The organism is Aquiflexum sp. (genome assembly GCF_977115555.1).
The window spans coordinates 1-15112 of sequence record NZ_CDSBKL010000002.1 but is presented as its reverse complement, the minus strand read 5'-3'; the positions used below and the strand labels follow the sequence as shown (position 1 = coordinate 15112).

Below are 15112 nucleotides of genomic sequence, written 5' to 3'. Positions count from 1 at the left end.
TCTATTTAAGCCACTTTTTGAGGTTGAAGTTCAAATTTAGGTTTTAAAAATATCAATTGTCAAAGTTTTATTGCGTCCATTAATTTCTGATATTCGGATCAAAATATTGTAATTCTATGGAGTATCTCGCTGATTTATTGAAAATAGTTTTGCCTGCAGGTTTGGTTATTTATGGGATGTACCTGACTATCATATCTTTCCTTCAAAAGGAAAGGGAAAAGATGCTGTTGGATTTAAAAACCCAAAATACCCAAACGGTTCTCCCTGTAAGGCTTCAGGCTGGAGAAAGGCTATGTCTTTTGCTGGAAAGAATCACACCAAACAACCTCGTCAGAAGGGTAAACAATCCAGAATATTCGGCAAGGGAATTTTACAGTCAATTACTTCATGAGGTTAGGGAAGAATTTAACCATAACCTTTCGCAGCAGGTTTACTTTACAGACGAGACATGGGAAAGTGTTCGCCGTGCAGCGGAAAGCGTAGTGACCATCATCAATACTGCCATGCAGGACATGCCTGAAGAAGCGAGAAGTCTTGACCTTGCCAAGCGGGTTTTTCAACTTTCACTTGACCAGAAAGATGATGCCATCCAAATGGCACTAAAATCCGTTAAGTCTGAAATAAGGATTTACTTCTAAAGAAATGGCATCACTCAGGGAAAAGACAGTTGATTTTTTTGGTAAGGCAAAACTTCTTTACCTAGAAAAAGCCAATCAAATTGCGGGAGAAGATGGTAAGCTTCAAAACCTTCTGAAAAATGTAGGTGAACGGCTCAGTCAAGTTTCCAATCATCCAAAGGTCCAGGCAGCATTGGAACCGATCTTGATCTTCAAAAGGATGATCCAAGCCCATAGAAGTGGGAAATTTAAAGTTTCCTCCAAGACACTTGGCCTCATTGTTTTGGGATTGTTGTATTTTATTACTCCGATAGATATTATCCCTGACTTCATGCCGATTTTGGGCTTTACTGATGACCTGTCAGTTATTTTGGCGGTATTCAATTCGGTGAAGCATGAAGTCGATGATTTTTTGAATTGGGAAAAGACACAGGCTTAAGCACTTTGGACTTTTGCTTTTCATCTTTTTGGGCGTACTTTACCTGATATGAAAAAAATAGCATTTCTAGCCGGTACTTCAGGTTTGATCGGCATGCAATTGCTTCACCAATTGCTTCAGGACAGTTCTTATGATTACCTCATTTCGGTCGGGAGACGCAAGTTGGCACTGAAGCATAACAAGTTGATCCAAGTAGAAGGAGACTTCGGCAAGATCCAAAGTTGGGATATTGAATCCAAAATCCGCGAAGAGGATCTAGGTGGGAATTTTTTCCACATCGTAGATGCCATTCTTAAAAAATCATGCGAAATGCATGCTTTCTGTTCACTTGGTACCACGATCAAAGTCGCAGGTTCCAAAGATAAATTCTACCAAATTGACCATGATTACGTGATTGGATTCGCAGATTGGACGCATGCTTTGGGTGCAACTAAATTTCTATATGTCAGCGCTATGGGTGCAAATTCACAGTCCTCGGTGTTTTACAACAAAGTCAAAGGGGAAGTAGAGCAAGACCTCAAAGGGATTCCATTTGAATATGTCGGTTTGTTTCAGCCTTCTCTTTTACTTGGCAATAGGAAAGAATTCCGTTTTGGAGAAGAGGTGGCCAAAATATTGACGAAGCCTTTGGTGTGGTTGAAGTTGGGAAAATCCTTCCGTCCCATCAATGACAACCAAGTCGCAAAGGCCATGATTTACTATGCCAACCAAACCAAATCAGTAAAAGTTGAGACTATTTCCTCCAAAATAATGCAGGATTTTTGAGATATGATAGCAGTTATTCAAAGGGTATCTGAGTCCACAGTCAAAATAAATGGGCGCATCAAAGGTCAGATCGGCGAAGGATTGATGATTTTATTGGGAATAGAGGAGGCGGATAACAATGAAGATATCGACTGGCTCAGCAAGAAAATTGTAAACCTGAGGATTTTCCCGGATGAAAATATGGTGATGAACAATAGTATCCTTGAGGCTTCGGGAGACATTTTGCTCATCAGTCAGTTTACACTTCATGCAAGTACAAAGAAAGGAAACCGTCCTTCTTACATCAAAGCCGCAAAACCCGATATTGCCATTCCGCTTTATGAAAAATTTATTCTTTCTCTCGAAAAGGAATTGGGCAAATCCATCCAAACAGGAGAATTCGGTGCAGATATGAAAGTTGCATTGATCAATGATGGTCCAGTGACGATTATCATGGACAGTAAAAATAAGGTTTGAGGAAGAAGTAAAAGTTTACAGTTAACAGTCGCAGTAGGCAGTTTGGCAAAACCCAAAAACTCGACAACGCGATAACTTGACAACAATTACAACCACTACAACAATTATAACCAATACAAAACCCCATTGCATGCCAACTCTAATTTCCATTCAAAATGCAGCAATAAAACAATTTGATAAGGTAGTTTTTGAAGACTTGGGTTTTGAATGGGAAACAGAGCAACATTGGGCTATCTTGGGACAATCAGGAGTTGGGCTCACCGCTTTTTTGGATACTATCCTCGGCAAGACCATGGTAACCTCAGGAATTATCCAAAGGCCATTTTCAAAAGAATACCAAAAACAAAAGTCAGAAGCCGGGGAAGTAAATTCGTTCAGGGATTTGATTGCTATCGTTTCACAGCAATATACTTTTAAGAACAAATCTAACCTTGGCAATTTTTACTATCAACAGCGCTTCAATTCGATGGAATCTGATGAAGCTTTGTCTGTTGAGGAATATCTGAAAAACATTGAAGTGAAGGTTTCCGGACCATGGGACCTACCAAGGGTAATTAGTTTTATGAATTTGGAGCATCTTAAAGATAAATCCATCATCAAACTTTCCAATGGAGAGACAAGAAGATTGACTTTTGCATCGGCGCTGATTAAGAATCCAAAGATGTTGTTGTTGGACCAACCATTGACAGGTTTGGACAAAGAAACCCGGGATGATTTTGGATCAATGCTTTCCGATATAATCGCCTCAGGGATACATGTCTTGATGAGTACCCGCCATAATGAGATTCCTTCTTGCATCACCCATGTGGCTCTTTTAGCTGATAAGGGTATCACCCGAATGATAAATGCCGGAGAAATAACAGAGAATCCCGGACTATCGAATTTTGAGAATGACATTGATCCTGAGTTTGTAAAAAAGCTTTTGAAAAGACAAACCGAAAACCCTTATCAGAAAATAGTGGAATTCAGAAATGTCTCAGTGATATACGGAGAAAACCTGATCCTTAACAAGGTGAATTGGACCATTCTACCCAATGAAAAGTGGGCACTCAAAGGTGAAAACGGCGCAGGGAAATCCACACTTCTAAGTTTGATTTTAGGTGAAAACCCCCAAGCCTATGCCAATGAAATATGGCTATTTGACCGGAAAAGGGGTTCAGGAGAAAGCATCTGGGATATCAAAAAGCAAATTGGATTTGTAGCTCCTGAACTTTCAAGGTTTTTTCCCTCCAACCAAACTTGTATCAAAGTGGTCCTCTCAGGGCTGTTTGATACGATGGGTCTATTCAAGAAAATTTCCCAGGAACAGGAAAAATTGGCAATGGATTGGCTGAAATTGTTTCACTTGGAAAAAATGGCCAACCGTTTGCTAAGCCAGGTGTCTCTAGAAAACCAAAGGTTTATATTGCTTGCCAGGGCTTTAATCAAAAACCCAAAATTATTGGTTTTGGATGAGGCCTCGCAGGGAATGGATGACATTCAAAGGATCAGATTCAGAGAAACTGTCGACCTGGTTTGCGGAATACTACCTGTTTCGTTGATTTATGTCAGTCACTACGAAGAAGATATCCCCAAGTGCGTAGATGAAATTTTTAGATTAAAAAAAGGGAAAACTGTTTTTTGACCTTTAAAGAAGGTCGATTGCTTCTGTCGGAACAGAAACAGTTTCTATAAATGTACCATCATCTCCAAGTCTGATACCGGTCAAGCAAACACCTTTGTAGGCGCCGGTGTCTATGTTCCAAGAATTAGATGCGGGGTTGAAACTTGGGATACCGTCCCACCTAGGGGTATGTCCGATGATTTGCAATTTACCTGTATTGATCAGTGGTTGTCTGTTCCAAAGTACCCCATTTGGATTATTTTGGTCATAGGGAATCCCAAGACCTGAGAAACCGGCATGGGTTACCTGGATATGGTCATTTTCCCAAATCATCGGAAGGTCTGTCAACCAAGTCGAATAATTGTCCGGATCTACTTCTGCTTCTTCAAATTGTTGAAGGGTTTTGTTCCCTCCGTTTGAAAGCCATATACCCTTTATGTCCTCACCTTGCATATAATTGATCATGAGTTGCTCGTGGTTACCTTTCAAGAAATGTGCTTCCTTTTTAAAATTCATCTGTAACTCGAAAGCCAGGTGGATGACTGAGGGTGACAAAGCCCCTCTATCTATCAAGTCACCCACCTGGATTAGGGTTTCAGATTTTGGATCCCAATAGTCCAAAAGATTCAAAAAGGTATTGAGACACCCATGTACATCACCAACAATAAAGATCCCCATATTCGTAGAAAGGTTAAAAACTCATCGCTTTCTTAAATTACAAAAAAAACAATAAATGATTCAATTATTTATTTGTTTCCATCGATATTTTTAATTATAATCACTTCATAATCAATTTAATATCGCCAAAACAATATTGGACAAAAGAAGTTTTAATCTGGTTAATTCTGTATAATTATCTTAAACCACATCTATGTCTCTTTAAACCATTTTAATTTCCTTAAGGTTGTTTGTTATGAAAAAATCATCATTAATTCTCTTCACTATTTCTTTGTTATTTTCTGCATGCTTGAGCCAAAAAGATTACATAGCAGAATCCGATTTTAATTATGCGGGAAATTTTAAAAAGTACAAAACTTTTGGTTTTGTAAACAACCCATTTCCTGATACAACATCCCATCATTTGGCTATTGAAAAGACTATCTCAAACAGGTTGGGTTCTCAGGGATTTAAGCTGCAAACAGATAAACCTGACATTCTTATAAACTACAAGGTTTTTACCGATGATGTGAAGTACCGTGGTTACGAACAGCCGGATTTTGATTATTGGGTCCAGAGAAGAAGCACAGAGCTTGAAATGACTGAAGAAGAGGAAAGAAAAAACCGCGAAAAAGATGAAAATTACGATCAGGTGAAATTTACCGAAAATAATGGCATGTTGGTCATCTTCGTGATTGACAATAAAAGAGGAAATACCATTTGGCAAGGATATACAGCAGCTAGTTTTGATTTTTATTCTCCGGAAGTCAACTCCGAACTGACCAAGGCGACTTACCGGGTTATGGACCAATTTAGGATATTGACAAGAAACTGATTGAGATCAATCAAGCCTGCCCTCTGCGTCAATTTTTCGAAGGAAGTAGAGGGCAGCTGCTTTTTGTGCAGATTCAAAGTCCTGAAAAGCACAGATTATTTTTTTGAATTTTTGATGGAACCTAATTTCATTCAAAGAAAGGGGTGAACCGAACAGGTAGAGTTGACAATTTTTGTTTTCAATTTTTGCCATCAGTTTATCAAGCATATCCATGTCCATCCCAAAATGATTCACCGGCTTGGCCGATGGTACAAAAACAGCTACTAAAAGATTGTCAAAGTCATTTAGTTTCTCCCAGTTTGAATCATTGACTGAAGCCAATCCAATAGATCTGGAAGGAATAACTTTGTCCAATTCGGAAAAGAAAGCATTTTCCTTGCCTTGAAAAAGGCATACTTTAGCAAAATTTGAATCTGATAAATCAAGAGAGGTTTGCGGATTTTGGTTGGAAATTTCGGTGATATATCGGAGAGATAATTTACCATTGAATTCCACATGGTTTGACCAATAAAATCCTACTTCTTCGGTATGGCTGGTAGTGTATAGGCCAAGTTTTTCTTTCAAGCTGGAAATTTTTTGAAAACTCTCTTCTATTTTTTCTTTAGATCCGAACTTTGAGATCATGTCTATCCCTTCTTCAACATTTTCCGAAAAACATAGCAAATCATTTCCTGCATCGAAAGCTTCCCATTCCAACTGTCCCGGTTCAGGAAAAAGATCAGAGACACTTTTCATATTCAATGCATCTGAGACGACGATTCCTTTGAAACCCATTTCATCCTTTAATAAATCAGTGATGATTTCTTTCGAAATGGAGGCGGGAATGCTTTTCCCATTGGAAAGTGCAGGGGCGGCAAGATGTCCGACCATGATCATGTCAATCCCTTCCTTGATTCCATTGGCAAAAGGATAAAGTTCCTCGGCCATCAATTCTTCTTTGGATTTATGGATGACAGGAAGTCCAAGGTGCGAATCGGTGTCTGTATCCCCATGTCCCGGGAAATGCTTGTAACAGGCGCCGATTCCGGCTTTCTCCATTCCTTTATACATTGCCAAGGCAAAGCGACTTACTTTCTCCTTGTTGGGTCCAAAAGACCTGTATCCGATCACCGGGTTTTTTGGATTGGTATTGATATCTGCAACAGGGGCAAAATTGAGGTGAAGTCCGGTTTGCTTGAGGTCTTTGCCTATTCTGTAACCTGTTTCCAAGACCAAATCCTCATGTTCGAGTGAAAGCGCTCCCAAAGTGATGGCATAGGGATATTGGGGCGTATTTTCTATCCTCATCGCCAACCCAAATTCTGCATCAATGCTCATCAAAAGAGGTTGTTTGGAAATAGATTGATATCGAGCAATTAAAGTGCGCAGTTTTTCGAGTGTGTTTTCATAACTCAGTTTCTCCTGTCTTTTCTCAAAATTGGCAGCGGCACTGTGGCGGCTATGGAAAAAAGTCAGGCCTCCGATATGGTGGTTTTTGATCAATGACTCGATTTTCAAATAATTTTCCTCGGTATCATGGATAAATGCCGCAGGCGAAAAAAGCTGCCCTATCTTTTCTTTTAAAGTCATTTTTGAGATAATTTCTAAATAATTCATCATTTTTCATTCTGAATTCACTCATCCTTCTTCTTCCCATATTCCTTCGGAAATTTTACATACCTGATCATCAGAATGCCAGGAATCGCAGCCGCAACTACCCAAAGGAAAAATCCCTCATAGCCCAACCATTCCTGCACAAAACCGCTTGCCATGCCGGGTAGCATCATTCCCAAGGCCATAAAACCCGTGGCGATGGCATAATGGGAGGTTTTGGAAGGGCCTTCTGAAACATAAATCAAATACATCATAAAAGCCGCAAACCCAAATCCATAACCCAACTGCTCCACGATAACCACGAACCCGGCCCAAAAAGCAGATTCGGGTTGGAAATAAGCCAAGAGATAATAAAAGAAGTTAGGAACGTTCAATGCCAAAATCATGGGTAACATCCATTTTCCCAAGCCATCTTTTGAAATGACAACTCCACCGATGATGCCACCAAGGGATAGTGCGATGATGCCAAAGGTTCCATAAATCAAACCCACATCCGTGGTGCTGAGACCCAGACCGCCTTCAGGACGGCTGTCCAAAAGGAAAGGAGAGGCCATTTTTACCAATTGGGATTCTCCCAAGCGGTAAAAAAGTATGAATGCCATTGCTGCCCAGATTTCTTTTTTCTGAAAAAAGGAGATGAAAACTTTCCCAAAGGTCAATTGGATCTCTTTTACATAAGCGCTGCTTTTTTCGATATTGGGAGTGGTCCAAAAGTTGATCAGATTCAAAATAAACATCAATCCGGCGACCATTACCATGGTAAGAGACCATGCTTTGGTATTGTCCCCATATTTGACTTCCAAGTATCCTGCTACAATGACAAACAATCCCTGCCCAGTCACCATTGCGACACGGTAAAAGGTACTTCTCAATCCAATGAAAAAAGATTGTTGGTCTTCTTTCAATGCCAAAAGGTAAAACCCATCTGAGGCGATGTCGTTTGTAGCAGAGGCAAATGAAGCCAACCAGAAAAATGCAAGGGATAGTACAAAGAATTGACTAGTCGGCAATGTAAGTCCAACACACAAAAAGGCAAAAGACAAAACCAATTGCATAGCCAAAAACCATTTGCGCTTAGTTCCATAAAGGTCGACAAATGGACTCCAAAGTGGTTTGATGACCCAAGGGAGATACAGGAAACTGGTGTAAAGACCAATATCAGAATTGTCTACTCCCAGCTTTTTATACATAATCACAGAGACCGTAATGATCAAAACATAGGGAATTCCTTCTGTCAGGTACAGTGGGGGAATCCAATACCATGGATTGTTTTTGATGGTTTTGCTCATGGTTTTTTCCGGATGAGGTTTTCGTATATGCTGATTTCCGAACCATCAATGATACTGGCACCTACGGTATTTTTATAGAAATCCGCAGGACCTACACCGCCGATGATGGCATAAGCGTATCCCATTTCTTTGAGGGATTGAAGGCTTTTGACCAAAAGAATCTTACCGATTCCTTTGTTTCTCATAGACTCCAAAGTACCGGTAGGACCAAAAAAATTCCTAGCCGTAGCTTCATAGCAGGCAAATCCCAAAATATCGTTTCCCTTTTGTGCAATCCAACAGTGGACAGGCAGATGGCTGAATGAGGCTTCTACTTCATTGGCCCAATAGATTCCAAAATGATCAAAAACCCAATCTCTTACAAATGATTTTTCGGGTGGGATTGGCTTTCTGAAAATAATTTTCTCTTGCGCCAATTGCCCTTCCTTTTCGGAAATATCCGGCAATTCCATCAAGCGGACGAGCATGTCTTTCATGGGATTTGTGTTATTGGGTTGGCCTGAATTTCAAAAACCTGTGGTTTTGATTCTTTTCCGAATCGGTCTAAAAAACTGATGGCAATATATTTTTGGCTGATTGAATTCAAGACTGGCAACAACATCCTGTTGCTTTCGTCAAGATAAATTCTTTGCAAAAAGACATTCTCCTGTCGCTTTTGTAAATCAGAGAGGGTCGGTGCTGTATAAATCAATGCAAACCGGAAATCAGGCTGTAAGGACTGCTCAAACTGAAACGCAAAGCCATCACCATGCGGAATGAGAATTGGGACTTGTCCAATGCTTTCATTTTCTTGATTTGTAAAGACATCTGGAGGCAAGGCAGCAAAGTGATAATGGTTTTTGTGCAGTAAATCAGCCACGTCTTTATTTTTTACAAACATGGATTTTGCACTGAAATAAGCGTTTCCGGATATGTTTGGAGTGATTTTGGAGAGCCCTACCTGATTGGAGATTTCCATTGGGTTGTCCCAAGCTTTATCAGCATTGTCTCTTACTTTATAAGGGCCGTTTCCAATGTATATTTTGGTATTATAGCTGTTTTTTGACCACCAATCAATCAGGATACGGTGAGAGGCAAGTTCATAATCCATACTCCAATACAATTGAGGGATGAGGTAGTCGATCCAGCCGTTTTTCATCCAGGTGATCACATCCGCATAGAGATCGTCATAATTGGTCTGACCTGCTCTTGTTTTGGATCCTGTTGGGTCTTTGTCGATGTTTCTCCAGACTCCAAATGGACTGATCCCAAACTGAACCCAAGGTTTATGGGCTTTGATGTTTTCATTAACTTCTTTGACCAAAAGGTTGACGTTTTCTCTTCGCCAATCATCCAGTTTTTGGCCAGGTTTGCCATACTTCTTAAAGGAAGCTGCATCATCAAACTTGACTTTTTCAACCTTATAAGGATAAAAATAATCGTCAAAATGGATCGCGTCGATGTTGTAGTTTTGGACTACTTCATTGATAATTTCCAATAAATGTGCCCTGACTTCAGGCAAGCCTGGATTGTAATAATATTTTGTAGCATATTTTATCATCCACTCAGGATGCTTTACAAAATCATGGCTAGGGCTTAGTTCTTCTGTATCCAAAGTCATCGTAGCCCGATAGGGGTTGAACCAGGCATGGAATTCCAATCCCCGCTTATGTGATTCCAATATCATCCAAGAGAGGGGATCTTCCAAAGTGTTTGGTTTTTGGCCTTGCTTTCCTGTCAGGTATTTGGACCAAGGGGAGTATTTGGAAGGGTAAAATGCATCACCTGCAGTCCTTACTTGGACAATGACGGCATTGAAGTTGAGTGATTTGTAATAATCAAGAAGTTTGATAAAATCCTCTTTTTGCTTGGAGTAAAGATCAGCGGGAGAGGTGGGCCAGTCAATATTTGCCACAGTCGCAATCCAAACTCCTCTGAATTCCCTCGGACTAGGTCCTAGGTCAACTTCCATGGGTTTGTAAAATGGAATCGGATTTGAAATACCTGAATTAGCTTCTTTCGGATGAGAGGTATCGTTGGTTGGTGGATTTGTTTTGTTTTCTGCAGTAGGCTTTGCTGTTTTGCAGGATTGCATCCCCATCATGGCAAATAGAATGATGGAAAGATAAAATATTCGGTATTTTTTCAAGTTAAATGGAGGGTTCATGCCTTGTTAAGGATTGCTTTTGAAATTCAGGTCCGCCAGTTTTTTTCTTAACTTTTTCATGAATTTTGGACCAGGATCCTGTTTTTGGGTCAGGTAGTTGGGGTCAGATTCTTTCCAAAGTGGTGTCCCCTGAAAAGCATAATATTCGTGGTGTCCTATAACATAGGTCAGTTTATATTTTTTGTTCAGATATCTGATCAAATCCGCATTGGCTTTGACCTGTGCTTTGGTCAAAGGAGCCTCCGGCCCTCCGATATTTTCAATACCGATTGCAGTATAATTTAGCCCAATGGTATGCCTGGCAAAAGTCGTATCGGGTAGCAACCTGAAAATAGTACCGTCCCTGTCTACCAAGAAATGGGCGGAAACATTGAGATTGCTTGCAGATGTCAGTTCCGGTCTACCCCCAAGATGAACTGGATTGAAAACATCAAAAGTCGATTCCAATGAATATACTGCTGTCCAATGTACCACAACCATTGTCGGTAGGATGGTGGCAGTTTCCTTTTCTATACCATGTCTGTTTTTTAGGTATTCGAGCGAAAGTCTTTCTCTTTCCTCATCAAAAATGATAGGTTTTTCAAATATCCTGAAAGTTTGGGCTTTTACTTCAGCAAGCAGGGTAGAAAGGAAAATCAATAAAATACTAACCACAAGACCTTTTCTATTCATGATTTTTGATTTAAGAGAATGGAAATCCGATTTTTACTCAAAATAAAGGAATTTATTCGTAGGTATCTTTCCAAATATCAAATCTTTGAACAGACTATACATTTTCTATAAAATAAAAAGCCCCAGCCTTCTGAGACCGGGGACTCGCATACGTAGGGAAAAATTTCAGCCTACCGAAATGGCTTTTTTGGGTTTTGTACTTTCAATGACCTTTTTTGGGAGGATTACATTCAAAATGCCATTGTCATATTTGGCATCGATTTTTTCATCCACCACATTTTCAGGAAGACTGAAAGAACGCCTGATGCTTGAATAGGAAAATTCTTTTTTGCGGTAGTTTTCCTTCTTCTCTTCTTTATCTTCTTCTTTTTCTGCGCTGATATTCAGTACTCCGTCTACTACTTCAACTTTAAAATCCTTTTTGTCAAAGCCCGGTGCAGAAAGTTCAAGTTTGAACTCTTTGTCATTTTCAATCACATTGGTGGATGGAATTTCCACTCCTTTTTCTGGAAGCCAGAATTTTTCATCCCAATTAAATGGGCTTTCTGCTCCAAAAAAATCCTGGACCAATTTTGGCCACGCATTTCCGTTTTGCTTAGTTAGTGATCCCATAGCTACTAGAATTTAGAGGTTTAATGGATTTATTTAACGATACCAATTAAAACCATCTAGTCAAAAAATCCAATGACAATAGTCACATTACCAACTGATTGTCATCAAAAAATGATAATTAAATAAGTTTTCTAATTATAAACTCAACACACCTAGCAGCAAGTCTTGCAGTACAGTTGTCATTATCAAAAGTTGGATTAAGTTCCACGATATCCATACTTAACAATTTTCCGGTTTTAGCCAAAAAATGAAATATTTTGAAAGCCAAATCAGGCGAAAATCCCATAGGTGCAGGTGCACTGACCGCCGGGGCATAAGCCGATGAAAAACCATCAAGATCAATACTGAGGTATATTTTGTTGACTTTCCTACAGAAATTATCGAGTGTTTGTGAGATGGCTTCCCAATTTCCCAAATTGAATTCTTCCATCTCCATCCACCTCACCTTGTGTTTCAAAGCAGTTTCAAAAAGGACTTTTGGATTGGATGATTGTTGGATACCGAGACATAAGTAATGGAAGTGGCTTTGGTATTCATTTGCCAACTGAAAAAAAGGAGAACCTGAATGACCTTTGCCAGCATTTAAATTTCTAAGGTCAAAGTGAGCGTCCAGATTGATAATGCCTAGTTTTTCTCCTTTTGGAATCAAGTAGTCAAAAATTCCTCTGCCATGGGCATATGCCAAGTCATGACCTCCACCCAATAATACCGGGAAATATCGGTTTGAAAGTAACCCCGTAACGGTTTTTGAAATCAGGGAATGACTCGATTCCATGTCTTCATTTTCTGTGATGACATCTCCAAAATCATATATTTTGGTATCTTTTTCTAAGTGAAAAGCCATAGGAGCCATCATTTTTCTGATAGATTCAGGACCTTTGGCTGCACCTGTTCTCCCCTGATTTCTTCGAACGCCTTCATCACCCGCATAACCAAGAAGTGCAATTCCTTTTTCGTTGCTTGGTTTGCTGAGTTCCAAATTATCCATACAGGTAACTGCCTGATACCAATATTGAATGGAATCCGAAGGACGTCCATTCCAGATTTGAGGGGGTGTAAGTTGGTGCAGGGGAGTCATTGATTAGGTGGAAATAAGGTAAACCAATTATGATTTGGCAAGATAAAGGTTGAACTCCAAGGCATTACCTGCTACAAACTCATCCACTTCCAAGTCTTCCATGATTTCATCATCAAACTCCATTTCGGTTTTTTCTACCTTTCCATCAGGATGGATGATGAGTTCAGTTCCGGTCCAATCCTCAGGATTGACCTTGACCAAAACTTGGTAATCGTCAAATACCCTTTTGAAATATTTTGGCATAGTACCCATGGCTTCAATTTTTTTATTCAAAATTACCGATAATTTTTATTCAATATCTTTTTGATAAGCAAAATGCATTTTTAACTTTGTCCCACTGAAAAAATGAAAACAACTCAAAACAAATATTGGTGGTGGCATGGAACTTCTAAAATGGAAGAACCAGTTGTTGTTGCCTAATTTTGTGTTTGTATAACATTTCGAAAGGGCTTACTGGTTTTTCCAGTAAGCCTTTTTTTATTCCCTAAACCTGACTCATGGAAAAATTTAAAATTAAAACCCATCATAAAAAGCGCTTGGCTGACACGATTACGCCGGTAAGCATTTACCTTCAGACCAGGGATAGGTTTGCCAATCCTATTCTCCTGGAAAGTTCTGATTACCATGGACAGGAAGATAGTTTTTCCTATATCTGCTTCAATCCCATAGCTTCATTTTCATTCAATTGCGGTCAGGTGAAAGAAACGCTTCCTTTTGGGGAAACCCTTACCTACCGAGTGGGTGAAGAAGTAAAGCTGATAGATGCTTTGAGAAATTTTTCAGGTAAGTTTCAGGATGACAACGGGAAACACAAGTTTATAAGCAACGGACTTTTTGGCTATATGCAATATGATACTTTGGCTTATTTTGAGGATATCAAGCTTGAGAATTCATCACCGGATTCCATACCGATGTTACACTATGCGGTATACCAAAACGTGATTGTCGTCGACCATTTCAAAAATGAAATGCACCTTTTCGAACATCAGGTAGAAGGTGCGGAGACTGAAAATCAGCTTCCAATTTTGGAAACGCTGCTTAATAACAAAAATATCCCGGCCTATTCATTCAGCTTGGTGGGTGAGGAGTCTTCCAATTATACTGATTCAGAATTTTTGGATATTCTCAAAAAAGGGCAGGAGCATTGCTTCCGTGGGGATGTGTTCCAAATTGTACTTTCAAGAAATTTCACCACACAGTTTAAAGGTGATGAATTCAATGTCTACCGTGCACTCCGCTCGGTAAATCCCTCTCCTTATCTCTTTTATTTTGACTATGGTTCCTATAAGGTTTTTGGGAGTTCACCGGAAGCCCAGATCGTCGTCAAAAACAACAAAGCCACGATTTATCCTATTGCAGGGACATTCAAACGGACAGGAAATGACATGGCTGATGCTGACCTGGCAAGAAAGCTATATGATGATCCAAAGGAAAATTCCGAGCATGTCATGCTAGTGGATTTGGCAAGGAATGACCTCAGCCGGTCCTCTGAAAAAGTGGAAGTGGAGGTTTTCAAAGAAATCCAATACTATTCCCACGTCATCCATTTGGTGTCCAAAGTGACCGGTATCCTTCCCGAAGGGACCAATCCTTTGCAATTGGTAGCTGATACTTTCCCGGCAGGGACACTTTCAGGGGCTCCAAAATACCGTGCGATGGAACTCATAGGTCAACTTGAAAACACTTCCCGTAAATTCTATGGAGGTGCTATAGGATTTCTTGGATTCAACGGAGATTTCAATCATGCCATTTTGATCAGATCATTTGTCTCCCAAAACAACCAGCTCAGATTCCAAGCCGGTGCCGGAGTCGTAGCCAAATCGTCCATTCCATCCGAACTTCAGGAAGTCGCCAACAAACTCGAAGCGCTGAGGGTTGCGCTAAAAGCGGCAGAAGCCATATAAAGGATTGGAAAATTGCAAAATTATAAAATTGTAAAATTTTGGTTTAAAAATGATTGATTAAATTCTTCAGGAAATGGGTAAAATTGAAAGATTTGAAGATTTGGGGATTTGGAAAAAGGGAGTTGAAATTGCTATTCAGGTTTATGAATTGGCGGATAAAGGAACTTTAGCAACCGATTACCGATCAAGAAGCCAAATAATAGCTGCTGCACTTTCCATTTCAAATAACATTGCAGAAGGTTTTGAATATAATAGTAACCGAGCATTTATGAAGTATTTGACCTATGCAAAAGGGTCGGCAGGGGAAGTCAGAAGTGAAGCTTACGTTCTTATGTTAACAAATAGGATTTCAAAAGAAGACTATGAGAGACTCTATCCCCAATTGGTAGAATTGTCCAAAGAGATAAAGGGTTTTATCAAATACCTTAGTGATTTTGAAAAGCATA

At 39.7% G+C, this 15112-nt stretch carries 17 protein-coding genes; 8 read left to right on the top strand and 9 right to left on the bottom strand.

Going from position 1 to position 15112, the window contains the following annotated elements; genetic code table 11:
• Nucleotides 1–116: 116 nt before the first annotated feature.
• The 5 genes from ACZFYI_RS00285 (at nucleotide 117) to ACZFYI_RS00265 (ending at nucleotide 3901) form a co-directional block, all read left to right on the top strand.
• Entirely contained in the window at nucleotides 117–638 is a 522-nt protein-coding gene (locus ACZFYI_RS00285) for a DUF7935 family protein (RefSeq protein ID WP_462522120.1), read from the top strand.
• A 4-nt stretch (nucleotides 639–642) separates the two neighbouring features.
• Nucleotides 643–1056 (top strand): YkvA family protein, encoded by a 414-nt coding sequence (locus ACZFYI_RS00280; protein WP_462522119.1) that lies wholly within the window; start codon nucleotides 643–645, stop codon nucleotides 1054–1056.
• A gap of 48 nt (nucleotides 1057–1104) precedes the next feature.
• Nucleotides 1105–1821: a Rossmann-fold NAD(P)-binding domain-containing protein gene (locus ACZFYI_RS00275; protein ID WP_462522118.1), complete on the top strand. Its 717-nt coding sequence runs from the start codon at nucleotides 1105–1107 to the stop codon at nucleotides 1819–1821.
• Nucleotides 1822–1824: 3 nt separating this feature from the next.
• Nucleotides 1825–2277, top strand: coding sequence for a D-aminoacyl-tRNA deacylase (dtd, locus tag ACZFYI_RS00270; RefSeq protein WP_462522117.1), 453 nt, complete (start codon nucleotides 1825–1827; stop codon nucleotides 2275–2277).
• Nucleotides 2278–2407: 130 nt separating this feature from the next.
• The gene (locus tag ACZFYI_RS00265; protein WP_462522116.1) at nucleotides 2408–3901 is read left to right on the top strand and encodes an ATP-binding cassette domain-containing protein; all 1494 of its coding nucleotides are present in this window, start codon (nucleotides 2408–2410) and stop codon (nucleotides 3899–3901) included.
• Between the two features lie 3 nt (nucleotides 3902–3904).
• On the opposite strand, the gene ACZFYI_RS00260 is transcribed toward ACZFYI_RS00265, so the two are convergent.
• Nucleotides 3905–4558 carry a metallophosphoesterase gene (locus ACZFYI_RS00260; protein ID WP_462522115.1) on the bottom strand — a complete coding sequence of 218 codons (654 nt, stop codon included), beginning with the start codon at nucleotides 4556–4558 and terminating at the stop codon, nucleotides 3905–3907.
• A gap of 235 nt (nucleotides 4559–4793) precedes the next feature.
• Here ACZFYI_RS00260 and ACZFYI_RS00255 point away from each other — a divergent pair, with 235 nt between their 5' ends.
• Nucleotides 4794–5372 carry a DUF4136 domain-containing protein gene (locus ACZFYI_RS00255; RefSeq protein WP_462522114.1) on the top strand — a complete coding sequence of 193 codons (579 nt, stop codon included), beginning with the start codon at nucleotides 4794–4796 and terminating at the stop codon, nucleotides 5370–5372.
• A 6-nt stretch (nucleotides 5373–5378) separates the two neighbouring features.
• Here the strand turns inward: ACZFYI_RS00255 and ACZFYI_RS00250 are convergent, their stop codons facing one another.
• The 8 genes from ACZFYI_RS00250 to ACZFYI_RS00215 all read right to left on the bottom strand — a co-directional run bounded on the left by ACZFYI_RS00250 (nucleotide 5379) and on the right by ACZFYI_RS00215 (nucleotide 13014).
• On the bottom strand, nucleotides 5379–6941 hold the full coding sequence (locus tag ACZFYI_RS00250; RefSeq protein WP_462522113.1) for a glycoside hydrolase family 3 protein: 1563 nt from the start codon (nucleotides 6939–6941) through the stop codon (nucleotides 5379–5381).
• A 44-nt stretch (nucleotides 6942–6985) separates the two neighbouring features.
• Entirely contained in the window at nucleotides 6986–8254 is a 1269-nt protein-coding gene (locus ACZFYI_RS00245) for an MFS transporter (RefSeq protein ID WP_462522112.1), read from the bottom strand.
• Complete coding sequence (locus ACZFYI_RS00240) at nucleotides 8251–8730, bottom strand: GNAT family N-acetyltransferase (protein WP_462522111.1); 480 nt, start codon at nucleotides 8728–8730, stop codon at nucleotides 8251–8253. The genes ACZFYI_RS00245 and ACZFYI_RS00240 overlap by 4 nt, the downstream gene beginning before the upstream one ends.
• Nucleotides 8727–10382 carry a glycoside hydrolase family 10 protein gene (locus ACZFYI_RS00235; RefSeq protein ID WP_462522110.1) on the bottom strand — a complete coding sequence of 552 codons (1656 nt, stop codon included), beginning with the start codon at nucleotides 10380–10382 and terminating at the stop codon, nucleotides 8727–8729. The genes ACZFYI_RS00240 and ACZFYI_RS00235 overlap by 4 nt, the downstream gene beginning before the upstream one ends.
• Before the next feature lie 24 nt (nucleotides 10383–10406).
• Nucleotides 10407–11072 (bottom strand): N-acetylmuramoyl-L-alanine amidase, encoded by a 666-nt coding sequence (locus ACZFYI_RS00230; RefSeq protein ID WP_462522109.1) that lies wholly within the window; start codon nucleotides 11070–11072, stop codon nucleotides 10407–10409.
• 165 nt (nucleotides 11073–11237) lie between these two features.
• Nucleotides 11238–11684: an Hsp20/alpha crystallin family protein gene (locus ACZFYI_RS00225; protein ID WP_462522108.1), complete on the bottom strand. Its 447-nt coding sequence runs from the start codon at nucleotides 11682–11684 to the stop codon at nucleotides 11238–11240.
• Between the two features lie 118 nt (nucleotides 11685–11802).
• Entirely contained in the window at nucleotides 11803–12762 is a 960-nt protein-coding gene (gene hutG, locus ACZFYI_RS00220) for a formimidoylglutamase (RefSeq protein WP_462522107.1), read from the bottom strand.
• A gap of 27 nt (nucleotides 12763–12789) precedes the next feature.
• Complete coding sequence (locus ACZFYI_RS00215; protein WP_462522144.1) at nucleotides 12790–13014, bottom strand: hypothetical protein; 225 nt, start codon at nucleotides 13012–13014, stop codon at nucleotides 12790–12792.
• Between the two features lie 245 nt (nucleotides 13015–13259).
• Between ACZFYI_RS00215 and ACZFYI_RS00210 the strand changes: the two genes are divergently transcribed.
• Both ACZFYI_RS00210 and ACZFYI_RS00205 read left to right on the top strand, forming a co-directional pair.
• Nucleotides 13260–14666 (top strand): anthranilate synthase component I family protein, encoded by a 1407-nt coding sequence (locus ACZFYI_RS00210; RefSeq protein WP_462522106.1) that lies wholly within the window; start codon nucleotides 13260–13262, stop codon nucleotides 14664–14666.
• A 73-nt stretch (nucleotides 14667–14739) separates the two neighbouring features.
• Nucleotides 14740–15112, top strand: a 373-nt coding sequence (locus tag ACZFYI_RS00205) for a four helix bundle protein (RefSeq protein ID WP_462522105.1), incomplete at its 3' end; no start/stop codon positions are given.